Here is a 21,511-nt window from a genome sequence, read left to right as displayed (position 1 = left end):
GAACCTCAGCCCCCCAGTCCGCGTTCCTGTGCCTGTCCGTCGACCTGCGCGCCGCCGGGCCGTTCGGCCTGCGCCGGACGCAGCGACTGCTGGAAGCGGGACACCGCCGCCGCGGCCGCCCGCAGGTCGCAGGGTGCGCTCCAGAGCAGCCAGCGCGCCTTCTCGTACCGCTCGACCACTTCCGGGTCCTCGGCCACCCGCAGCCGGGCCGCCATCGCCTTGTACGCGTCCAGCCGCCCGCGCAGCTCGGCCCGGACGGCCAGCGGCTGGGTCACCTCGGTCAGCGACTGCCGGGCCCGGGCCAGCTCCTTGGCGGCCGCGTCCTCCAGCGCGTCCAGCAGCGGCGCCAGCCGGTGCCACTGGCCGCCCTGGCGCAACTCCAGCGCCACCACGATCCGTTCGCGCAGCGCCGAGGCCGGGCCGGGCACCGCGGGCACCTCGGTGGCGGCTATCTTCGCCAGCACCTCGCCGCGCGCCCGGCGCGCCTCGGCCAGCGTGGCGTCCGCCCGCTGGAGCAGGTCGCCGACGCCCTGGAGCCGCTCCTCGGCGTCGTCACGCAGCCGCAGCAGGTCCTCCAGCTCCAGCCGGACGCCGTCCAGCGCCCGGCCGGCCCGGTCGAACCGCTCGGTGTCGACCACGCCGGAGGGCGTGGCCAGCGCGGTGCCGTCCGGGACGGTGCCCCGCTGGGCGGGCACCCGGGCCGGCCGCCAGAGTGCCAGCGGGTCCCCGCGCACCTCGGTCCGCAGCCCGGTCAGATCGGCCTCCAGCCCGGCCAGGTCGTCGCCGAGCGGGTGGCTGCCCGGGTGCACGCCGAGCGAGCCGGCCAGCGTCTGCACCCGGCGCAGCTCGGCCAGCAGCAGGTCGATCCGGGCGGGCAGCGCCGACCAGACCGCGTCCGCGGCGCAGACCACCTCCAGCACGGTGGCGTACCACGAGTTCATCCGGGCCACCAGCTCGTCCAGGCTGATCCGCTCGACCAGCCTGGCGGGTGCGCCGAGCAGCTGCGGGCCGTCCGGCACCGCGCCGCCGGGCACGGTGACCGCATCGCCGGTCAGCAGCTCGCTCAGCTCGGCGAGTTCGGCCGCGCCCGGCCGGGTCTTGCGGGCCCGCACCGCGCGGGCCGAGGCCAGCGCCTCCGAGTACCGGTCGAACAGCGCCCAGAGCAGTGGCAGGCCCTGCCCGGCGACGGCCCAGCGCTCCTGGGTGCGCCCGGTCAGCTCGGCGCCGTCGAGCAGCCGCAGTCCCGCGTGGTCCTGGAGCGAGAGCAGCGCCGACTCGACCGCGTCGCGCTCCGCGCCGAGGCGCGCGAGTGCGCGGTCCACCTCCTCCCGGCTCAGCACCGGGCCAGCAGAAGCCGCCAACGCCGTTTCCCCTTCGTCGTCCTGGTGGTCCGTCCCGGACCGGTTCCCGACCCTAGCCTGCGGCCTTCGGAGCCGGTCCTGGCCGGTCGTCGAGGAGCCGCCGGAGCGCTGCCGGGCGTCCCGGCGGCCCGCCGCTCAGTGCTGCACCGGCCAGTAGTGGTCGGCGTCGTTCAGCAGGTACGGCTTGAGCCAGCGGTCGTACGTGCCGCGCCAGGCGCCGCTCCCGTAGTAGTCGGCGAGCACCTGGTTGACCCGGGCGGTGAGGTCGGTGCTGGTCCTGAGCATCGCGACGCCCAGCACGCCCGGGCGGATCTCGCCGTCCACCACCCGGACGGTCTGGTCCTGGGCCGCCTGGCTGGCCGCCAGGGCGTCGTCGGTCATGGTGGCGTCGACCTTGCCCAGCTGCATCAGCACCAGGCAGTCCAGGTGGTTCTCCGGGGAGACGACCTGCTTGACCGGGTGGTTCTTCAGCTCGTCCTGGGCCGAGGAGCCGGCCGCGGCGCAGACGGTCGCGCCGTTCAGCGCCTCGTCGAGGTTGCGCGCCGTGGACGACTTGGGTACCACCACCCGCTGGCTGGTAATGAAGTACGGTCGGGAGAAGGCCACTTGCTCCAACCGGTCGCAGGTGATCGTCATGGTGCGGACGATCATGTCGACCCGGCCCTCCTGGATGAACCTGATCCGCTCGGCGGTGGGCACCGCCTTGAGGGTCACCTTGTCCGGGTCGCCCATGATGGCGGTACCGATCGCCCGGGCGAGGTCGATGTCGAAGCCTTCGAGCTGGCCGGTGTCCGGGTTGCGGGCGCCCCAGCGGTAGCTGTTCAGGTCGATGCCGACGACCAGGCTGCGCTTGGCCTTGATGGCCTTCACCGCCGGGCCGTCCTCGGCGCTCGGCGGGACGCTCTGGTACACGTCGCAGTCGCCGCCGGCCTGCTCCTGCTGTCCCCGTTGCGGTGCCTGCGCCGCCCGCTGCGCCCCGGGCAGCACCGCGCCCTGCGGGCCGCCGGCGCCGAGCACCGCCGCGCAGGAGGCCAGCAGCGCCACCGCCGCCACCGATCGGGCCCGTCCGTTCCTGCCGCCCATGCCGCGCATCATGTCCGTTCCCCCTCTACCGGTACTCGGCCAGCCGCCGGCCGAGGCCGCGGACCGCCGAGGCGGCCGCCACCAGGGCCGGCACCGCGACCGCCACGGCGGCGGTGCGCAGGTCCCCGTCCGTTCCCTCGGCCGCCCGCCGGAACTGCGCGAGCTCGGCCCCGGCCGCCTCCGCCAGCTTTCGGTCGGTGGCGCTGAACGAGGCGTCGGCCGTCCTCGCCGCGTCCTCGGGCTCGGCGGCCACCGTGGCGTTCAGCGCCGCCTGGTAGTCCCCGTCGACGGTCTCCAGCCTGCTCGCCGCGGCGTGCTGGTCGCGCCAGTGCCGGTACTGCTCCCCCGCTGCGGCGACGGCGGCGCGCGCCTCGGCAGGGGCCAGCACCTGGGCCTCGCCCAGGGTTCCGGCCGGCTCGCCCCGGGAGCCCGTGGCGGACAGGTGCTCGGTCGTCTTCGACCAGAGCTCGGCGTACGTGGTGCTGGAGCCGCGGGCGACGAAGTGCAGGTTCTCCGCCAGCCGGGCGGTCAGCACGTCGACCCGGGCCGCGTTGAGCGCCCGCAGCGGGGCGGCGCCGCGCTGCTCGCTGCGCTGCAGCGCAGAGTCGGCGGTGGTGCCGGCCACGGTCAGCCAGAGGACGGCGGACAGCACGGCGGCGGTCGCGGCCACCAGCCCGAGGTTGAACACCCGGTTGGTCCGCCGGAACAGCACCGCCTGCACCCAGACCAGCACGGCCAGCGACAGCACGCCCAGCCCGTACGCCGCCCACGGAACCGACCGGGCCGCGGCGTAGTCGTCCGCCAGTTCCTGGTTCTCGGCGGTGCCGAGCTGTGCGGCGGCCGGCAGCAGCACGGTGCGCATCTGGTCGGAGGCGTACCGCAGGTAGGCGCCGCCGAGCGGGTAGCCCAGCCGGTTGTTGGCCCGCGCCGTCTCCACCAGGCCGGCGTAGACCGGGACGTGCTGGTTGAGGGTGGCGAGCCAGCCCTGGGCGGGGGAGGAGGCGGTGGTCCGCGCCGCCGCCTCCGCGATCAGCCGGGACGCCGTCGCGAGGTCCTGCTCGTAGCGTTCCCGGACGGCCTTCGGCTCGGCGCCGGCCAGCAGGAAGCCGGTGGCCGCCGTGGCGTCCGCGTCGGCCAGCGAGCGGTGGATGTCGGCCGCCGCCTGGCTCAGCGGCTGGCTGTACGAGACGACCCGCTCGGCCGCCCGCGCCCGGGCGTCGACCTGCCAGGCCGTGAGCGTGCCGAACGCGACGGTGACCACCGCCAGCAGCGCTCCGGCCAGCCGCAGCCGGCCCGGCGCCGTCCGGGTGGCCAGGTCCAGCCAGGCCACCGGATGCGGGCGACCCGCTGCGACCGGGCCGTCCGGTCGCGCCGGTGCGCCCGCCCCCTCCGTACGTACTGGTGTCGCCACCCCGCCTCACCCTCCCCTGTGGCCCGCCCCGTGGCGACGGGGCCCGGCCGTTGCCAGCAGTATGGCCGTCACTCCCCGCGGCCACACCCGACTTGCGCCGATCTTGAGCATCTTCGAGCCCGTCCGGGAACGGGGGCGAACGCGTTCGTGCGGGCGCCGCCGGGAGCCGTTCCGGGCGCGCGGTCGAGCACGGTGGTCGAGCACTTCCAGGGCCCGCCGCCCCGGTGCGGGGCGGGCGGCGACCGGGTCGACGCCGGATGCACCCTATGCGGTTCCCCGTGCAGTCGGAGGGGAGGGGTCCGCTTGTGTGCGGCTGCGGTGGACGGTGCTGCGGGGAGCCGTCGCGCGCCGCCGTCCGCGCCCGTGCGCCGCCGCACGCCGCGCTGCCCGTGGTGCCGGTGTCGCCGCGAGGCCGCCGCCGACGGGGCACCCGCTCCGTACCATGGCGGTATGCGCCTGATGGGAACGATCTCCGCCGACCGCCCGCTCGTCGTCGTCGCCGTCCGGGAGGAGGCCGCCTACCTCGGGGACAGGCTCCCGGTGCTGCTCACCGGCATCGGCAAGGTCAACGCGGCCGCCGCGCTCGCCACCGTGCTGGCCCGGGGCGAGCACCCGTCCGAGGTGCTCAACCTCGGCACCGCCGGCGCCCTGCGGCCCGGTTGGGAGGGCACCCACACCGTGACCCAGGTCATCCAGCACGACCTGGACAGCCCGGCCCTGGAGGAGCTCACCGGCCGCGTCTACGGCGCCCCGCTGGTCGTCGGCAAGGGCGAGGGCCCGATCCTGGCCACCGGCGACCTCTTCGTCTCCTCCGCCGCCGCCCGCGAGCGGCTGGCCGAGCACGCCGACCTGGTCGACATGGAGGGCTACGCCGTCGCCTCCGTCGCCCACCGGGCCGGAGTGTCGGTCCGGCTGGTCAAGCACGTCAGCGACGAGGCCGGCGACGGCGCCGTGCACACCTGGCGCGAGTCGGTCGACGACTGCGCCCGTCACCTCGCGGACTGGCTGCACGGCCAGGGGTGGTGACGCGCCGTCAGCATGCCTGGCTAGGCTGGCGGGCGTGACCGAGAACACCGCCGCGCGCAAGCGCTCCGACGCCCGCCCGCCCGGCCTCAACGCCGACGAGCCGACCACCCTGCTGACCTTCCTCGACTACCTGCGCGAGTCCGTCATCGGCAAGGCCGCGGACCTCTCCGACGAGGACGCCCGCCGCCCCGGCGTCGCCTCCGGCACCAGCCTGCTCTGGCTGGTCCGCCACCTCACCGCGGTCGAACTCAACTGGTTCCTCTGGGCCTACCGGGGCGACGACGTCGAGCCGTGGGACGACGACGCCCCCTCGCCCGGCGACGAGACCGTCGTGGAGTCGGTCGCCGCCTACCGCGCGGCGATCGCCCGCGCCAACGAGGTCGCCGCCGCGGCCGCCGGCGATCTCGACCGCCCCGGGGTCCGCTCGCTGCGCCCCAACGCCGAGCCCCCGTCGATGCGTTGGCTGCTGGTCCACATGATCGAGGAGACCGGCCGGCACGCCGGCCACGCCGACATCATCCGCGAGCAGCTGGACGGCGCGGTCGGGCGCTGACGCGGTCCACCCGGGGGCGGGTGGGCGGCGTGCTGATGGACAGTGGAATACTCCCCCGCGCACCGCGGTGCCGCCTCGACGGCCGCGCCGCGCGTTTTCCAACAGGGGGATCAGAAGTCCATGTCATCGTCAGTCAGAAGCGCGGGCCGTTCCGCCGTGCGTGCCGTCCGCTCCGCCCGGACCGTCCGGACCGCCCTCGGCGCCTCGGTCCTCGCCCTCGCCCTGCTCGGCACCTCGGCCTGCGGGCCGGACAACGAGGGCTCCGCCGACGCCGCCGCCGCGGCGGCGGCGCCCAACCTGGGACTGCCGGCCAACCTCGACGACCTGAAGAAGTGGAAGTTCGAGGACTGGGAGAAGTGGGCGAAGGACTACGCCCTCCCGGCCGCCTCGAAGGGCTTCTGGACGCTGGAGAAGCTGCTCCAGGCCAAGCCGGACGAGCCGATCGCGCCGCCGGCCGCGCCCGCCGAGCCGTCGCAGCCGGGCCAGCCGTCCGCCCAGCCGTCGCAACCCGGCAAGCCGTCGGCTCCGGCGCCCGCCACCACCGCGCCGGGTGCCAAGCCGCCGGCCGGCCAGCCGACCACCCCGGCCGCGCCGAAGCCGTCCAACACCCAGCAGCCGGCCTCGCAGGCCCCCGCGCCGCCCGAGTCGCAGCCGCCGGCCCAGCCCACCCAGCCCCCGGCCGCGCAGCCGTCGCAGCCGGGCCAGCCGCCGGCGCAGCCCGCCCAGCCGGGCGACAACGGCAACGACCCGCTGCCGAAGACCGTCAACGCCCAGCCGGTCCAGCACCCGTACACGAAGTTCGCCGTGCACGGCAAGCTGTTCGCGGACGCGCCGGGCGCCGGCGCGGGCGCCGCCGGCGGCCTCAACCACAACCAGTGCTCGGCGACCGTGGTGGCCGACCCGGCCCACCCCGGTAAGAGCAACCTGGTGTGGACCGCCGGCCACTGCGTCCACCAGGGCAAGGGCGGCTCGTTCTACAGCAACATCACCTTCATCCCGGCCTTCAACAGCAACGCCGCCCTGAGCGGCGGCAAGCAGGCCGACGAGTCCCAGTACGCGCCGTACGGCATCTGGCCCGGGACGCAGGCCGTCACCTCCCCGCAGTGGAAGGCCGAGGGCGGGAAGACCGGTGACGCGGCCACCCACTACGACTTCGCGATCATCCGGGTGAAGCCCGCGGACAACGGCAAGTCGCTGGAGGAGACGGTCGGCGGCGCGCTGCCGGTCTGGTTCAACGCCCCGCGCGACCAGCTCAGCATCTCCGAGTTCGGTTTCCCGGCGGCCCCGCCGTACGACGGCATGGAGCTCAACCACTGCGAGAGCGGCAAGCCGACCCGGCTGTCGTTCGACCCGAGCCGCCCGCCGATGCTGGCGATCGGCTGCACCATGACCGCCGGCTCCAGCGGCGGCGGCTGGCTGGCGGTGAAGGACGGCAAGCCCGTCCTGGTCAGCAACGTCTCGGTCGGCAAGCACACCGGAGACCCGAAGTTCCAGGCCGGTCCGTACCTGGACGACGTGGCGGCGGGCGCGTACGACTTCCTGTCGAAGAAGGGCTGATCCCGGCCCCACACGCCGCCGACGCGGCCGCTCCCGCACGGAAGTCCGTGCGGGAGCGGCCGTGCGTCCGCCGGCTCAGTTCTCGAACGGCGTCACGTCGAGGGCGCGCAGCCGCTCGGGGTCGGTCAGCACGTCGATGGCCGCGATCGTGCCGTCGACCACGGTGAACGCCATGATCGACACCAGCTTGCCGTTGGCACCGATCACCACGACGCCGGCCGCGCCGTTGATCAGCGCCGGGCGGACGTACGGGGCCAGCGAGCGGTACAGGACCGCCTGGCTCGCCACCGTCAGGGCGCCGGAGAGCACCACGGTCTGCCGGATCCGGCCGACGTCGCCGTCTGCGCGCAGCACGACCTCGGGATCGAGCACCGAGAGCAGCGCCTCCAGGTCCCCGGTCCGGGTGGCGGCGAAGAACGCGTCCACGGCCGCCCGCTGCCGGGCGAGGTCGCGGTCGGGCGCCGGCGCCTGGCCCTGGACCTTGCGGCGGGCCCGGCTGGCCAGCTGTCGGGTGGCGGCCGAGGTCTTCTCGATCAGCGGGGCGATCTCCTCGAACGGCACCTGGAACATGTCGTGCAGCACGAACGCCACCCGCTCGGCCGGCGACAGCGACTCCAGCACCACCATCAGCGCCAGTCCGACCGAGTCCGCGAGCAGCACCTCCTGTTCCGGGTCCACCACGCCCTCGCGGCCGAGCACCGGATCCGGCATCCGCGACTCCAGCGACTCCTCGCGCCGCTGCGCGCGGGAGCGCAGCAGGTTCAGGCAGATCCGCCCGACCACCGTGGTGAGCCACCCGCCGAGGTTCTCCACCCCTGAGGTGTCCGTCCGGTCGTAGCGCAGCCAGGTCTCCTGGACCGCGTCCTCGGCCTCGCTGAGCGAGCCCAGCATCCGGTACGCCACGGCGCGCAGATGCGACCGGTGCTGCTCGAAGAGCCCGGTCCGTGCGTCGGCCGGTCTGCCGGCCGGCAAAGAATTCCCGATCACCGTGTCACATTCCTCCGTTGCCCCGGGTCATCGCTGCAGAACCACGTACTGCAGGACCACGAGACCTAACGGCCGAGGCCGGGGATCCACTCCCGGCCGGACGAATCGGAGACGATCATGGCGAACTCCCCGCTCCTCGTGACCGGCGGCACCGGCACCCTCGGCGGCCACGTCCTCCCGCTGCTGCGCGCGGCCGGCCGCGACGTCCGGGTGCTCACCCGCACCGCACGCCCGTCCGCCGACGGCGTGACCTACGTGACCGGCGACCTGCTGGGGGACGAGGGGATCGACGCGGCGGTGGCCGGCGTCGGGACGGTGCTCCACCTCGCGGGCGGCGCCAAGGGCGACGACGTGGCCACCCGGAACCTGGTGCGCGCCGCTGGGCGGGCCGGGGTGGAGCACGTGGTCCTCATCTCGGTGATCGGTGCGGACCGGCTCCCGCTCGGCTACTTCCGTTCCAAGCTCGGTGCGGAGCAGGCCGTCGCCGACTCCGGCATCCCGTACACCACGCTGCGCGCGGCCCAGTTCCACGACCTGGCGCTCAAGGTGGCCACCGGGATGGCGAAGATACCGGTGGTCCCGGCGCCGGGCGGGATCCGCTGGCAGCCGGTCGACTCGCGCGAGGTGGCGGCCCGGCTGGTCGAGCTGGCGCTGGACGAGCCGGCCGGCCTGGTGCCCGACCTGGCCGGGCCGACCGTGTACCCGATGGCCGAGCTGGTCCGCGGCTACCTCCGGGCGAGCGGCCGGCGCCGGCCGATGCTGCCGGTCCGCGTCCCGGGCAGGGTCGGCCGCGCCTACCGGGCCGGCGACAACCTGACCCTGATCGGCGCGCAGACCGGTCGGCGCACCTGGGAGGAGTTCCTGGCCGAGCGGGTGGGCTGACGTGACGGCGGCACCACGTCGGCCCACCGGGTGCCGGACCTACCGGGCGCCGGCCGCGGCCGGCCGACCGGCCCCGGCCGCGGCGACCACGGTCTCGGTGCCGACCACCTTGGCGAACCGCATCGCGTGCAGCACCGTGCTGGTGGCGCGGGCGAGTTCGGCGGCCGGCACGGTGACGCCGTCGGGGCCGGTCATGTCGAAGGCGTGCATCGCGTCGGCGGGGAAGATCGCGTCGTAGCCGAGGTTGCCGGCCATCCGGGCCGTGGTCTCGTTGCACACGTTGGTGATGATCCCGGTGATGACCACCTGCCGGGCGCCCCGCTGCTGCAGCCAGTCGTGCAGGTCGGGCGTGCCGTAGAAGGCGCTGTTCACCTGCTTGGTGATGTGCAGGTCGGACTTGGCCGCCGCGACGAAGTCCTTCAGCTCGTAGCCCGGGGTGCCCGGCACGAGCGGACCGCCCGCCGAGGCGTGCTGCACGGTGACGATCGGGCGGCCGGTGGCCTCCCACACGTCGATCAGCTCGGCGATCCGCTGCTCGGCCTCGGGGTTGTCCCGCTCGCCCCAGAACGCGTAGTCCTCGAAGCCCTTCTGGACGTCGATGACGACGAGGACGGCATCGGAGTCGATGGTGAGCGGGGCGTCGAAAGCGCTGGTGTTCGTCATGCGTCCATCGTGCTGCGGCCGGGTCGGGGGCCGTGAGGGGCGCTGCCGCCACCCATCGATCAAATCCTGCCACCGCGGCGGCCCGGCGGCGTAGGTTTGCTGCCATGCGTACGGTGGCTTGCCTGATCTTCGACGGTGTGCGGGCGTTCGACTATGCGGTGATCAACGAGGTCTGGTCGAACCGGTCCACCCGGCCCGGGCTGCCCGCGTTCGACCTGCGGGTGTGCGGGCCGGCCGGGGCCCGGGTGCGGCTGGGCGGCGGGCTGGAACGGGTACCGGACTTCGGACTGGACGAGCTCGGCGCGTGCGACCTTGTCGTCGTCCCGGGCCTGGAGAGCGTCCGGGAGCCCTGCGACCCGGCCGTGCTGGCGGCGCTGCGGGCCGCCCACGAGCAGGGGGTGACCGTCGCCTCGCTCTGCGCGGGCGCCTTCGTGCTCGCCGAGGCCGGCCTGCTGGACGGTCGCCGGGCCACCACGCACTGGGCGCTCAGCGCCGAACTCGCCCGCCGGTTCCCGGAGGTGGACGTACACCGGGAGGTGCTCTTCACCGGCGAGGGCGACCTCTGGACCTCCGCCGGGGTGGCGGCCGGCATCGACCTCTGCCTGCACCTCGTCCGGGCCGCCCACGGGCAGCAGGCCGCCGCCACCATCGCCCGGGCCATGGTCACCGCGCCCTTCCGCGCGGGCGGGCAGGCCCAGTTCATCCCCTCGCCCGTCCCCGAGGACGCCGGCCGGGGCGACGACGCCCTGGCCCGGGCGCGCGCCGACGTCCTGGCCGCACTCGACACCCCGTGGACGGTCGCCCGGATGGCCGGGCTGGCCCTGATGTCGGAGCGCTCCTTCGCCCGCCGGTTCGTCGAGGCGACCGGGACGACGCCGCTGCGCTGGCTGCTGGAGCAGCGCGTGCTGCTCGCCCAGCGGCTGTTGGAGGAGACGGACCTGCCGGTGGACGCGGTCGCCGTCCGCTGCGGGTTCGGCTCCGCGGTCTCGCTGCGCCCGGCGTTCACCTCGCGCGTCGGCGTCGCCCCGCGGGAGTACCGCCGCACCTTCCGGGGGCGGGAGGCCGGGTAGCGGGCCCGGGGCCGGTCAGGCCCGGTCGTGCTCGGCGCCAGCCCGCTCGATGCGGGCGGTCAGGCCGTCCAGCAGGTTGGCCAGGCCGAACTCGAACAGCGCGTCCAGGTCCAGGTCGTAGCCGTCCGGCAGGGCGGCCGTCAGCCGGGTGTACGCCGGGAAGCGGCCCGAGGCGATGAGCGCGCCCAAGGCCGGCGTCCGGCTGTCCATCCACTCCTGCTCGGTGAGACCGGTGGCGGCCCGCGCCTGGGCCTCGCGCTCCAGGTTGACGGCGATCCCCTCGACGTAGCTGTACAGCAGCACATGGGTGTCCAGCGCGGTCGTGGCGTCCAGGCCGTGACCCTCCAGGGCGGCGAGCGCCCACTCCGCGTGCGCCATCAGGTTGGGCAGCACCAGCGGCCGGGTGACCGGGCTGAGCTGCGCCAGCCAGGGGTGCCGGCGGAACAGCGACCAGAGGGTGCGCGCTCCCAGCTCCAGCCGGGCCCGCCAGCCCGCGGGCGGGTCGGCGGGGTAGGCCGCCTCGCCGAAGGCCAGGTCGGCCGTGAGCAGGACGAGCTCGTCCTTGCTGGTGACGTAGCGGTACGGGGACATCGCGGAGACGCCGAGCCGGGCCGCGACGGCCCGCATCGAGAGCGCGGCCAGGCCCTCGGCGTCGGCCAGCTCCAGCGCGGCCCGGAGGATCCGCTCGCGGTTCAACTCGCTCTCGGGCGCGTCGGAGGGGCGGTGCCGCCGCCCGGGCGCGTGGTCCGTCGGGACGCCGGGCGCCGCCGCGGCGCCGGCCGCCGGTCCGGCGGGTGTCGCCACCACGGTGCCGACCCGGGGCAGGGCCTCCACCAGGCCCTCCAGGCGCAGCACGGTGAGTGCCTTGGTGGCGGTGGCCAGTGCGACGCCCCAGTCCTGGGCGATCCGCCGGGTGGAGGGCACCCGCTCGCCGGGCGCCAGCTCCCCGGTGGCGATGCGTCGGCGGATCTCGGTGGCGATGCGCTGGAAGGGCGGCTCCGTCTCCGGTGCCATGGTGCCGACTCCTCGGAGTATCGCTGTGCCGCCGGCCGCTCTGTACCGGCCCGTACGGGACCGGCCCGTACGGGCTCAGACCCTACCAGCGTGGATGCGCGTCGCAGCCGCTCACGCCGCGGTGGCCGGCGGCCCCGGCGACGGCCCGGCGGGCCTACGGCGCGGCCGCCCCCGCGGTCCGGCCGGGCGAGGCGCCCTGCGTGGGCGCGCTCCCCTGGGCCGGCGTGGCGCCCTGGGCGGGGACCGCGTCCGGGGTGGGCGGGCCGGTGAGCAGGGCGCCGGTCTCGGAGTAGGGCCACCCGTTGGGGACGCAGCCGTTCAGGCCCTTGATCTGCTGCTGCATCACCGGTGCCGGCGCACCCTGGCCGGGGCAGTCGACGTGCCCGTTGCCGAGGATGTGGCCGACCTCGTGGTTGACGGCGAGGGCGTGGTAGAGCTCGGGACGGCCGACGTAGAACTCGGAGAGCTCGGTCCAGCGCTTGACGTTGATGACCACCTGGTGGCCGGCGCCGCAGTTCACCCAGCCGCCGGTGTCGAGCCCGTACTGGCCGCATATCCGGTCGGTGGACTTCGGGGTGGCCAGGTAGACCGTGAAGTCCACCGGGTCGGCGGCCACGCGCTGGAAGGACACCTCACCGCCCGCGGCCCAGCCGAGCTTGACGTTCCCGAGGACGGCGTCCACCTCGGCGGCGAACTGCTCGGGCCGTTCGGGGAGCCCGTCCTCCACCCGCACCTTGTAGCGGTAGAGGTGCGCCCCGGTGCCGAATCGCTCGGAACCGCCGGTGGCGGAGGTGAACTTCAGCGGCTTCGGACCGGCGGCCTTCTTCTCGCTCCACGGGTGCCACCACAGCAGCCCCGCCGCCACGGCGGCGACCAGCAGCAGCGTGAGTGCGCCCTTCACGGCCCTGCCGCGGCTGGGCTTCTCCTGGCGGGCGTCTGTCGGACGGGTCTCTCCCCGGCCTGCTTCCCCGTGCTGGGCTGCCCCGTGGCGGTGGCTGGTGTCGTGGACGGACATGGCGATGGCAACTCCTGGACGTCGGCGATCGGCCTCGGCGGACGATCGGGATCCATCTGAATCACGCTCAGGGAGCGCCGGAGGTTCACTCCTTTTCGTACCAAATCGATCATGAGTGCTCTCTTCCGGGCGCCGACGCCGGGCGGGTCGCGGCGACTGCTGTGCCATCTGTACTAGTACAGGTGATCCCCGTGGGCCCTGCTGGTTCGCTTGAACTCTCTGAATTTACGTCGTACATTCAGTTCGTCGCTTACGGCGTACAGGCAGAAATCGCACCGACCTGAACCAGGGAGTCCCCGTGCACACCGTGCTCATCTCCGGCGGCGGCATCGCCGGCACCGCGCTCGCCCGTCTGCTGCGCCGTCAGGGCTTCGCCCCGACCGTGGTGGAGCTCGCCCCCGGCCCGCGCCGCGGCGGCCAGGCGGTCGACATCCGGGGCGTCGCCCTCGAAGTGATCGGCCGGATGGGCCTGACCGGGCAGGTCCGCGCCGTGCGTACGCGGATGCGCGGCATGTCCGTGCTCGACGGCGACGGCACCGAGGTGCACCACTCCACCGAGGCGACCTTCAGCAGTGGCCGGCTGGACAGCGGGGACGTCGAGCTGCTGCGCGAGGACCTGGTCGCGATACTCGCCGGACGGGTGGCGGACGAAGTCGAGTTCGTCTGGGGCGACGCCGTCACCGGGCTGCGGGAGGACGAGCGCGGCGTCCACGTCACCTTCCGGCACGCGCAGCCCCGCACCTTCGACCTGGTGGTCGGCGCGGACGGCCTGCACTCCCGCGTTCGCCGGCTGGCCTTCGGCCCCGAGGAGCAGTACCTGAACCGCCTCGGGATGCACGTCGCCATATTCGGCGCGGACAACTTCCTCGGTCTGGAGGACTGGCAGGTCTGGCAGCGCGACGGTGACGCCGGCTACGGCATCTACCCGGTGCGCGGCAACAGCGAGCTGCGGGTCGCCTTCGGCTGGGCGAGCGAGGAGCCGGCCGTCCGGGACGCCGATGAGGCCAAGGCCCGGGTCGCCGAGCGGATGGCGGCGCTGCGCTGGGAGACCCCGCGGCTGCTGGAGGCGCTGCACCGCGCCCCCGACTTCTATGCCGACGAGATGGCCCAGGTCCGCATGGACCGCTGGTCGGCCGGCCGTGCCGTCCTGGTCGGTGACTCCGGCTACTGCGCTTCCCCGCTGTCCGGGCAGGGCACCAGCCTCGCCCTCGTCGGCGCCCACCTGCTCGCCGACGAGCTCGGCCGGGCCGCGGCCGCCGGCGAGGACCACCGCGCCGCGTTCGAGCGCTACGAGGAGCGGATGCGCCCCTTCGTCGCCCTCAACCAGGCGCTGGCCACCGAGAACCCCGGCGGCCCGGCCTCGGAGGAGTCGGTGGAGAAGGCCAAGAACGCCATCAGCCTGGACCGTTGAGTGCAGGGCTCCGGCAGCGGAGCCGGCCGGTGGGAGTGGCCGGACGCGCGCCGGGTGCGGGTTCGGCCGGTGAACTCGACTCGGTCGAGCCGGTGTTCGGGGCGGCGGCCCTCAGCTCCGCCGCCCCGGCCGGGACTTGCGTCGGATGGGGCATCGGCACCCGCACGCCGATCGGTTGAGCCAAACCCCACGTTGGGGGGAAGTCGGTGTGCAGAGGGGAGGGATGCACCGATCCGTGCCGCCCGCCGGACGGCCGGTGGCGCCTCGTGAATTGACCCAGGGTTCCGGCGTTGGAATGAACCATACCGGTGGTCTTTCGGCCTCGTAGAGTTGTGTCACAAGGCCACGGCGGAACGCCGGAGCCGCCACTGACCAGGGGAGATCCACTGTGAGCAGCGCCGCCGCCAAGCCTGTTCTGACCCGCGCCGCCACCGCCGAGACCACCAGCGACCCGAGCAGCGTGATGACCCTGCTGGCCGACTGCGGCACCGGCGGCAGCCCGATCACCAGCTACCGTTCCACCTTCGCCGAAGGCGCCGTCGGCGCGCCGGCCCACTTCCACACCCGGGCCTCGGAGCTGTTCTTCGTCATCGGCGGCTCGCTCCAGGTGCTCGTCGACGAGGACGTGACGGTGCTCGACGAGGGCGACTTCCTGCTCGTCCCGCCGCACACCCCGCACGCCTTCGCCGCCGCCCCCGGCTCGACCGCCGACGTGCTCTTCACCTTCACCCCCGGCATGCCCCGCTTCGACTACCTGCGCCTGCTCGGCCGGGTGATGCGCGGCGAGGCGAGCCCGCAGGAGATCAAGGACTCCTCCGAGCTGTACGACAACCACTACGTGGACAGCCCGCTCTGGCGCGCCACCCTGGAGACGGCCGCGAAGTAGTGGTGGACGAGTTGGATCCGCGGGCGCGGGAGCGGCGCCGGTCACGGGTGGCCCGGTCAGACGTGGGCGAAGAGCGTGCTCGCGAGGGCCACGTGCACGGCGGTTCCGCCCAGGATGCTCAGCACCGCGTTGCGCCGCCACAGGTGCAGGCCGAGGGTGGCGGCCAGGGCGAGGAGGGTGGGCGCGGCCCGGAGCGGACTGGCGACGGGCAGGTCGCGCAGCGAGTAGACGGTGAGGATCACCATCACCCCGACCGGCATACGCACACTCAGGAAGTGCAGGACGGCACTGGCTCGCAGCGGGGCGAGGGCGGCGAACGGCAGAGCGCGCAGCCCCCAGGTGACGGCGGCCGAGACGCCGATGGCGGCGAGCAGGTAGGGCGTGTCAGGCACGGGCCGGCTCCTTCGCGGTTGCGGTCGGGGTCGTGGGCCCGGTCGGGGCATCCGGCGTGCGGTGCTCCGCGCGGGCGTACCGGACCAGCAGACCGGCGGTGAACAGCCCGGTGGCGGCGAGCAGCATCTGACCCGGCAGGACGAAGCGTGCGGCCAGCGCGCAGACCAGGGCCAGAGCAGGCGTGGCGATGTCCCGCCGGGCCCGGTAGGCATCGACGGTCAGGACGACGAACAGCGCGGTGAGCGCGAAGTCCAGTCCGACCAGACGCGCGGGCACCAGCGCCCCGAACAGCGCGCCGGCCGTACCGCCGGCCACCCAGTAGACCTGGCAGAGCACCTGGAGCCAGATGATCCGCCGGCCGTTCCAGGACCGGGCGCCCGCTCCGGTGGTCAGTGCATAGGCCTCGTCCGTCATGCCGAAGGTGCTGTACGCCTTGCCGAGACGCCCCTGCACCCGGTGCAGCGGGAAGGACAGTGCGTAGAACACGTGACGGAAATTCACCAGGAAAGCGGTGAGCGCGATCTGGGCGAGCGGGGTGACGGCGACGACGAGCCCCACGAGCAGGAATTCCAGCGACCCGGCGTAGACCAGGGCCGTGAATGCGGTGGCCCACCACCAGTCCAGACCCGCGTGGGCGACGAGCACGCCGAACGCGATCCCGAGCGGGAACAGGCCCAGCCCCACCGAGCTGGAGTCCCGCAGCGCCGCCGGCAGGTCGGCCCGTGGCCCGGGGGCGGGGGCGGGGACAGGGGTGGGAGGGGGCGGGGGCGGGGGCGGGGGCGGCGAGGACGGGGAATCGAGGCGCGTGAACGTCCCGACGGATGCGGAATCCATACCGGAAATTCTAGGGCGAATTGCGGGTAATATGGTTTCCAATCATTGCCTTGAAGCTGTGGAATGAGCAACGAAGAAATGCTGGATGCCATCGATCGTGAAATATTGTTCCAGCTGCGCCGGGACGGTCGGCTGACCAACGTCGAGTTGGCCAAGCGGGTCGGCCTCACCCCGCCGCCCTGTCTCCGCCGGGTCAAGCGGTTGGAGGAGGCCGGGATCATCGCGGGCTACCGGGCCCGGATCGACCCGGCCGCCGCCGGTCGCGGCTTCGAGGTCGTGGTAGCGGTCGAGATCGGCGTCAACGACCTCCAGACGGTTGAGGAGTTCGAGTCGACGGTGGCCTCCTACGAGGAGGTGGTCGAGTTCCGCAGGCTCTTCGGCCGGCCCGACTACTTCGTCAGCGTCGCGGTCGAGGACCATGCCGCCTACGAGAGCTTCCTGACCGCCCGGCTCATGGGGCTGCCGGCCGTCACCCGGGTCGATTCGCACCTGACCATGAAGATCATCAAGAACGACGGCTGAGCGGGCTGCGGTTCCGGCGGATGACTCCGGTGGATGACGGGGTGGCGGCGGGCGGCGCCGCCACCCCGCTCGTCCCGTCCGGCTGGTGGGGGTCAGGCGTTGGCGCAGATCACGTACACGCTGATGCCCACGGTGCCGTAGGCGTTCTGGCGGCCGACTCCGACCCAGCCCCTGCCGTCGGGAGTCGGGAAGCTGCCCGTCAGGACGGCCTCGTTGCCCTGCACCTCGGCGCCGCCGCCGAGGGCCTTCTTCCCGGTCGGGCAGTGGACGGTGCGGCGCCGGAAGTTCGGCACGTCGGCGTTGGGCAGGGTGACCAGCTGATAGCCGTCCACGGCCTGGACGGCGGCTGCCGAGTCACGGGCGGGCGGGTTGTCGGTGGTCACGTCGTTCGCGTCGGCCCGCACGACCCAGCCCGTCCCGACGGCCAGTGCCGCCGCCAACAGGCCCGCTCCAAGGGCGCGCTTGCTCCGCAGCATGATGTGTCCCCATTCGTGTCGGCGGTCCGCGGGGGCGGACCTGTGCCGAATGGGGCATCGGTCGTGGGCGGACGGGGGGTTGAGCCAAACCCCACCTTGGGGGGAACGCGGTGCGGGCGGTGGTGCGGAGTGCGCGGGTCGGCGCCGTGGTCAGACCGAGACGGCCGACCGGGCCGGGGCGACGGCAGGGTCGGCGAAGCCGGGCGCGGGGCCGACCAGCGCCCAGACGAACTTGCCGACCCCACCCGCGCGCGGGCAGCAACCCCAGCGCTCGGCGAGCTCGTCGACGAGGAAGAGCCCGCGGCCGCGCTCGTCGTCGGTGGAGGCGGCGCGCGGGGTGGGACGGCCACTGCCCGCATCGTGCACCTCGACGCGCAGCCGGCCGGCGATCAGCGCGAACCGGACCTCGACCAGGCGGTCCGGCGGCGCGTCGCTGTGCTGGACGGCGTTGGCGAAGAGCTCGCCGAGCAGCAACTCGGCGATGTCGGCGTAGCGTTCACCCTGTGGCATGCCGGCGAGGTAGGCGCGGAGGAGGAGCCGGGCGAGCGGGGTGGAGTCGGGCCGCGGGCGCAGTCGAGCGGCGAACTCGCGGGGTCGGTGGTGGGGACAGGTCTCGGGCATGGCGGGGCAGCCTCCGGGCGTGACGGGCGAAGGGGGTTGTGGAAGCGGCTCGCGGCAGGGGCGCACACCTCACGCTGCGCAGGCAGACGATCGCGTTCCGGTCTCAATCATCGGCCCACGGAGGTACGGTGACGGCCGATTGGCAGTGCATGGCACATCCGGCACGTGAGGGAGTCGGCATGTCACACCGGCGCGCGAAGCAGGGGCCCACGGCGAGCTCGGCCGTGATGTTCGGCGAGGAACTGCGCTTCTACCGCGAGATGCTGGGCTGCACGCAGGAGGAGCTGGGCAAGCTGCTCCATTGCAACCGGACCAACATCACCCGGTACGAGAGCGGCAAGCGGCGCATGCCGGCCGACTCGGTCGAGGACGCCGACCGGGTGCTGAAGACGGGCGGCCTGCTGAAGCGGCTCTGGGACCGGGTCGACTGGGACGCGGAGGTTGAGCACCCGGACTGGTTCCGGGACCACGCGGACATGGAAGCCGAGGCGGCTGCGGTCCGGGTGTTCCAGTACGGCTTCATGCACGGACTCTTGCAGTGCCGGGACTATGCGCGGGCGATGTTCGAAGCAGGTGATGCCGCCGGGAACCCCAAGCTCGTCGAGGAACGGATTGCTGCGAGGCTTGCGCGGCAGCAGCGGTTTCTTGAGCCCGGTGGGCCGCTGCTGCTAGCCGTCCTGGACGAGAGCGCGATCCGGTCGGTCGTCGGTGGGCCGAGGGTGATGTGGCGCCAGATGGAACATCTCCTGCGCGTTGCCGAGTTCTCGAATGTCGTCATCCAAGTCGCACCGTTCACGTCCCGGCGAACGATCATCAACACATCGATGGTGCTGTTGGCCATGCCCGATGGGCAGCACTGGGTCTATTCGGAGAGCCTCGACCGGGGCTATCCGAGCAATGTTCCGGCGATCGTGAACGGGCATCAGCGCACATATGACCTGCTGCGCGGTGAGGTGCTGTCAGTGTGTGACTCGCTTGCACTGATCTCCGATGCGCTGGAAGGGTACAGGCATGACGAGCAGCGAGTTCGCCGCGGCTGCCTGGCGCAAGAGCAGCTACAGCGGCACCAACGGCGGCGACTGCATCGAAATGGCCCCCGGATTCCCCGGCGTCGTTCCGGTGCGTGACTCCAAGGACCCCCAGGGCCCGGCCCTCCTCTTCTCCGTCACTGCCTGGGAGTCCTTCCTCGCCGCCGTCCGGGCCGGCGACTTCGGCTGACCGATCGCGTTCCGTCAGGCCCCGTCCCGCCCGGACACTTTCGACCACTCTCGGTCACGGCCTGGTGCCCTCCGTAACCGAACCGATACCGTCGCCCTGCGCGCGCTGATGATCGCTCCTCACCACGACAGAGGCGGTACTCATGGCACAGGAACCCCGGATCGACGTCGCCCTCACGCTCCTCGGGCGCGAGACCGAGCCCACCGAAGCCGAGCGGGCCGAGCTGGCCGCGTCGCTGAGGCCCGAAGTCTGGTTCGCGACCGCCCCGCAGCGCATCGACGCCGGAACGTCACGCCCGGCCGACTTCACCTGGGACCTGGTCGGTGCTCCGTACAAGGGCGAGACCCCGACCGGCCAGGCGGCCGTCTACCTCGCCAACCCGAAGCTGGGCCTCAAGCGCCCGTTCCTCTTCGCGGACGGCTTCAACTACGGTCCCAGCGACCTCCCCGGCCTCTTCGCCCACTTCAACGCCCCCTACCAGCAGGGCACGCCGGGCTTCTTCGACCAGCTGCTCGCCCACGGCATCGACGTCGTCCTGATCGGCTTCGAGAAGCGCCACACCCACATCCAGGCCAACGCCGGCATCGCGATCAGCGCCATCATGCGGGTGATCGCCGAACGCGTCGGGGACGCCCCGCTCACCGTCGGCGGTGTCAGCATGGGCGGCATCGTCACCCGCTACGCGCTCGCCAAGCTGGAGCACGAGGGCATCGACCACCAGACCGCCACCTACCTCTCCTACGACTCCCCGCACAACGGCGCGTGGATCCCGCTGGTCCTCCAGCAGATGGCGTACTTCTTCGAGGACTTCACACCGGCCGAGCCCGGCCAGCCCAAGCAGGCCGAGCTGATCCGCAGCGAGGCCGCGCAGCAGCTGCTCTGGGCCTGGGTGGAGGACTCCAGGTACTCCGGCCCGGTGGCCGTCTCCAGTCCGCTGCGCCAGGAGTTCCTGGCGGACCTGGCGCGGGTCGGCAACTTCCCGCAGCGCCCGCTCCGGCTCGGCGTCTCCAACGGCCGCCGGGACGGCATCGGCCTCCCGCTGCCCCCCGGCGAGGTGGCCTTCGACTGGCAGGCCCTGATCGCCAGCGCCACCGCCCGCTTCCAGCCGGAGCGCGGCGAGGCGCAGAAGATCGGCGGCATGCACCTCGGCCTGGCGGTGCGGCGCAGCACCACCACCGAGGTTCCGGCGCTGGACGGCGCGCCCGGCGGCACTCTGGACTCCTTCGGCAGGGTCGCGGACGCGCTGAAGGCGAAGATCTCCGACGAGTGCCGCAGCGGTACCTTCGTACCGTCCGTCAGTGCGGCCGCGCTGGACTTCGACCCGGTCCGGTGGAACGTCGAGCCGGCCCTCTCCATCACCGACGCCGACCTCGCCGCCGGCCACCTTGACGACGTCGCCTTCGACACCGACAACACCGAGCACAGTCACGTCTCCGGCGCCCTGATCGAGTGGATCCTGGAGCGCGTGACCCGCTGACGTGGGCCGTTCCGCGGGGGTGCCGGGAAACCTGGTTCGGAGCACCCCCGCGGATGGGCTAAGCTTTAGCCCATCACCAGATGCGCGGGTGGCGGAATAGGCAGACGCGCTGGATTCAGGTTCCAGTGCCCGCAAGGGCGTGGGGGTTCAACTCCCCCCTCGCGCACAACGGTGAAGGGCTCCTCACGGCTTCGTGAGGGGCCCTTCGCGTTCCCCGCCGCGTTCTCCGCGGCCCGCCGCGGCCGGCCACGCGACCGCTGGGAGGCGGCCGGAGCGGGCCCGGTTCCGGGTCGGGCCGGCTCCGCGGGCCGGGAGGGGTGGGGACGGACTCAGGGCCGGCCCGCGCCGGCCGAGGGCGCGCCCGCCCGGTCGGCGCCCACCCTCGGCCTCGGCCCGGAGCGGGCCCGGCCGGCGGCCAGTGGCGCCAGGGCGAAGCCGATGCCGGCGGCGAGGAGGTGGCCGACCGTCGTGAAGTCCGGCAGCGGCCCGCTCCAGTCGGCTCCGCCGAGCGGCCAGCCGAGCACGAAGACCGCCCAGGGCAGCCGGGTGCGGCGCGGCAGCAGGGCCGTGGCGGCCGCCATGACGGCCTGGGCGCCGTAACTGACGCCGAAGTCCGAGGCCTGACGCACGCTCTCCGGGTACCACCCCTGCCCGAGCGCGGCCGTGATGACCAGGGCGGTGAGCAGTGTCGCCCCGATGTGCCCGGCGAGGAAGACCCCGAACGCCCGCGCGGTGCCCAGCCGGTACTCCAGCCGGGCCAGGCAGACGGCGACGCCGATGCAAAGGGTGATGAACGTGCTCACGAAGCTGGACGAACCGACGTCGGTGAGGGTGCCGTCGAAGAACAGGGCGCTGCCGAACAGGGCGGAGAGCGGGTGGTCTGCGAGGTTGTCCAGGTTGGTGCTGACGTGGCGCAACAGGACGGCCGAGTTGTCGGCCGGCAGCACGGACTCGACCCAGACGTGGGTGAGCAGCAGCAGGCACACGTAGGCGAAGGTCAGCGGTGATCGCCTCGGGTAGGCCCGGACGGCGAGCGGGAGGCGGCCCATGG

23 protein-coding genes and 1 tRNA gene are annotated in these 21,511 nt (G+C 73.6%); 12 read left to right on the top strand and 12 right to left on the bottom strand.

The window, feature by feature from the left end; translation table 11 throughout:
* Positions 1–5 precede the first annotated feature (5 nt).
* From ACF9IK_RS11060 to ACF9IK_RS11050, 3 genes are all read right to left on the bottom strand, one after another.
* A complete protein-coding gene (locus ACF9IK_RS11060; protein WP_395294065.1) occupies positions 6–1,361 on the bottom strand; it encodes a hypothetical protein in 1,356 nt (451 codons plus the stop codon).
* Between the two features lie 135 nt (positions 1,362–1,496).
* A complete protein-coding gene (locus ACF9IK_RS11055) occupies positions 1,497–2,444 on the bottom strand; it encodes a glutamate ABC transporter substrate-binding protein (RefSeq protein WP_395294064.1) in 948 nt (315 codons plus the stop codon).
* A gap of 25 nt (positions 2,445–2,469) precedes the next feature.
* Positions 2,470–3,774, bottom strand: a complete 1,305-nt coding sequence (locus ACF9IK_RS11050; RefSeq protein ID WP_395294063.1) for a hypothetical protein — start codon at positions 3,772–3,774, stop codon at positions 2,470–2,472.
* A gap of 531 nt (positions 3,775–4,305) precedes the next feature.
* Here ACF9IK_RS11050 and ACF9IK_RS11045 point away from each other — a divergent pair.
* The 3 genes from ACF9IK_RS11045 (at position 4,306) to ACF9IK_RS11035 (ending at position 6,991) form a co-directional block, all read left to right on the top strand.
* Positions 4,306–4,881: a nucleosidase gene (locus ACF9IK_RS11045; RefSeq protein WP_395294062.1), complete on the top strand. Its 576-nt coding sequence runs from the start codon at positions 4,306–4,308 to the stop codon at positions 4,879–4,881.
* 34 nt (positions 4,882–4,915) lie between these two features.
* Entirely contained in the window at positions 4,916–5,434 is a 519-nt protein-coding gene (locus ACF9IK_RS11040) for a DinB family protein (RefSeq protein WP_395294061.1), read from the top strand.
* Positions 5,435–5,554: 120 nt separating this feature from the next.
* A complete protein-coding gene (locus tag ACF9IK_RS11035) occupies positions 5,555–6,991 on the top strand; it encodes a trypsin-like serine peptidase (RefSeq protein WP_395294060.1) in 1,437 nt (478 codons plus the stop codon).
* Positions 6,992–7,066: 75 nt separating this feature from the next.
* Here the strand turns inward: ACF9IK_RS11035 and sigJ are convergent, their stop codons facing one another.
* Complete coding sequence (gene sigJ / locus ACF9IK_RS11030) at positions 7,067–7,978, bottom strand: RNA polymerase sigma factor SigJ (protein ID WP_395294059.1); 912 nt, start codon at positions 7,976–7,978, stop codon at positions 7,067–7,069.
* A gap of 117 nt (positions 7,979–8,095) precedes the next feature.
* On the opposite strand from sigJ, the gene ACF9IK_RS11025 reads away from it, so the two are divergent.
* Positions 8,096–8,860 (top strand): SDR family oxidoreductase, encoded by a 765-nt coding sequence (locus ACF9IK_RS11025; RefSeq protein WP_395294058.1) that lies wholly within the window; start codon positions 8,096–8,098, stop codon positions 8,858–8,860.
* A gap of 39 nt (positions 8,861–8,899) precedes the next feature.
* Here the strand turns inward: ACF9IK_RS11025 and ACF9IK_RS11020 are convergent, their stop codons facing one another.
* A complete protein-coding gene (locus ACF9IK_RS11020; RefSeq protein ID WP_395294057.1) occupies positions 8,900–9,523 on the bottom strand; it encodes a cysteine hydrolase family protein in 624 nt (207 codons plus the stop codon).
* A gap of 104 nt (positions 9,524–9,627) precedes the next feature.
* Here ACF9IK_RS11020 and ACF9IK_RS11015 point away from each other — a divergent pair, with 104 nt between their 5' ends.
* Positions 9,628–10,593, top strand: coding sequence for a GlxA family transcriptional regulator (locus tag ACF9IK_RS11015; protein WP_395294056.1), 966 nt, complete (start codon positions 9,628–9,630; stop codon positions 10,591–10,593).
* A 15-nt stretch (positions 10,594–10,608) separates the two neighbouring features.
* On the opposite strand, the gene ACF9IK_RS11010 is transcribed toward ACF9IK_RS11015, so the two are convergent.
* The gene (locus ACF9IK_RS11010; RefSeq protein WP_395294055.1) at positions 10,609–11,607 is read right to left on the bottom strand and encodes a TetR/AcrR family transcriptional regulator C-terminal domain-containing protein; all 999 of its coding nucleotides are present in this window, start codon (positions 11,605–11,607) and stop codon (positions 10,609–10,611) included.
* 154 nt (positions 11,608–11,761) lie between these two features.
* The gene (locus ACF9IK_RS11005) at positions 11,762–12,622 is read right to left on the bottom strand and encodes a DUF3152 domain-containing protein (protein WP_395294054.1); all 861 of its coding nucleotides are present in this window, start codon (positions 12,620–12,622) and stop codon (positions 11,762–11,764) included.
* A 298-nt stretch (positions 12,623–12,920) separates the two neighbouring features.
* Between ACF9IK_RS11005 and ACF9IK_RS11000 the strand changes: the two genes are divergently transcribed.
* Both ACF9IK_RS11000 and ACF9IK_RS10995 read left to right on the top strand, forming a co-directional pair.
* Complete coding sequence (locus ACF9IK_RS11000) at positions 12,921–14,033, top strand: FAD-dependent monooxygenase (RefSeq protein ID WP_395294053.1); 1,113 nt, start codon at positions 12,921–12,923, stop codon at positions 14,031–14,033.
* A gap of 388 nt (positions 14,034–14,421) precedes the next feature.
* Entirely contained in the window at positions 14,422–14,919 is a 498-nt protein-coding gene (locus ACF9IK_RS10995; protein WP_395294052.1) for a cupin domain-containing protein, read from the top strand.
* A gap of 56 nt (positions 14,920–14,975) precedes the next feature.
* Here ACF9IK_RS10995 and ACF9IK_RS10990 read toward each other — a convergent pair whose 3' ends face one another.
* Both ACF9IK_RS10990 and ACF9IK_RS10985 read right to left on the bottom strand, forming a co-directional pair.
* Positions 14,976–15,311 carry a branched-chain amino acid transporter permease gene (locus ACF9IK_RS10990; RefSeq protein ID WP_395294051.1) on the bottom strand — a complete coding sequence of 112 codons (336 nt, stop codon included), beginning with the start codon at positions 15,309–15,311 and terminating at the stop codon, positions 14,976–14,978.
* Entirely contained in the window at positions 15,304–16,146 is an 843-nt protein-coding gene (locus ACF9IK_RS10985) for an AzlC family ABC transporter permease (protein WP_395294050.1), read from the bottom strand. The genes ACF9IK_RS10990 and ACF9IK_RS10985 overlap by 8 nt, the downstream gene beginning before the upstream one ends.
* Positions 16,147–16,209: 63 nt before the next feature.
* Between ACF9IK_RS10985 and ACF9IK_RS10980 the strand changes: the two genes are divergently transcribed.
* Positions 16,210–16,668, top strand: coding sequence for an Lrp/AsnC family transcriptional regulator (locus tag ACF9IK_RS10980; RefSeq protein ID WP_395294049.1), 459 nt, complete (start codon positions 16,210–16,212; stop codon positions 16,666–16,668).
* Positions 16,669–16,760: 92 nt separating this feature from the next.
* On the opposite strand, the gene ACF9IK_RS10975 is transcribed toward ACF9IK_RS10980, so the two are convergent.
* Entirely contained in the window at positions 16,761–17,144 is a 384-nt protein-coding gene (locus ACF9IK_RS10975; protein ID WP_395294048.1) for a hypothetical protein, read from the bottom strand.
* Between the two features lie 150 nt (positions 17,145–17,294).
* Positions 17,295–17,765 carry an ATP-binding protein gene (locus tag ACF9IK_RS10970; protein ID WP_395294047.1) on the bottom strand — a complete coding sequence of 157 codons (471 nt, stop codon included), beginning with the start codon at positions 17,763–17,765 and terminating at the stop codon, positions 17,295–17,297.
* A gap of 179 nt (positions 17,766–17,944) precedes the next feature.
* On the opposite strand from ACF9IK_RS10970, the gene ACF9IK_RS10965 reads away from it, so the two are divergent.
* From ACF9IK_RS10965 to ACF9IK_RS10950, 4 genes are all read left to right on the top strand, one after another.
* On the top strand, positions 17,945–18,892 hold the full coding sequence (locus tag ACF9IK_RS10965) for a helix-turn-helix domain-containing protein (protein WP_395294046.1): 948 nt from the start codon (positions 17,945–17,947) through the stop codon (positions 18,890–18,892).
* Positions 18,855–18,983: a DUF397 domain-containing protein gene (locus ACF9IK_RS10960; protein WP_395294045.1), complete on the top strand. Its 129-nt coding sequence runs from the start codon at positions 18,855–18,857 to the stop codon at positions 18,981–18,983. Before ACF9IK_RS10965 ends, ACF9IK_RS10960 begins: the two co-directional genes overlap by 38 nt.
* 142 nt (positions 18,984–19,125) lie before the next feature.
* On the top strand, positions 19,126–20,460 hold the full coding sequence (locus tag ACF9IK_RS10955) for a hypothetical protein (RefSeq protein WP_395294044.1): 1,335 nt from the start codon (positions 19,126–19,128) through the stop codon (positions 20,458–20,460).
* An 82-nt stretch (positions 20,461–20,542) separates the two neighbouring features.
* Positions 20,543–20,626, top strand: a tRNA-Leu gene (locus ACF9IK_RS10950).
* A gap of 163 nt (positions 20,627–20,789) precedes the next feature.
* On the opposite strand, the gene ACF9IK_RS10945 is transcribed toward ACF9IK_RS10950, so the two are convergent.
* The gene (locus ACF9IK_RS10945) at positions 20,790–21,509 is read right to left on the bottom strand and encodes a rhomboid-like protein (RefSeq protein WP_395294043.1); all 720 of its coding nucleotides are present in this window, start codon (positions 21,507–21,509) and stop codon (positions 20,790–20,792) included.
* Positions 21,510–21,511 lie beyond the last annotated feature (2 nt).

Origin of the sequence: Kitasatospora hibisci (assembly GCF_043950205.1) — a bacterium.
GTDB lineage: Bacteria > Actinomycetota > Actinomycetes > Streptomycetales > Streptomycetaceae > Kitasatospora > Kitasatospora hibisci.
This window is presented reverse-complemented; position numbering and strand designations above follow the sequence as displayed.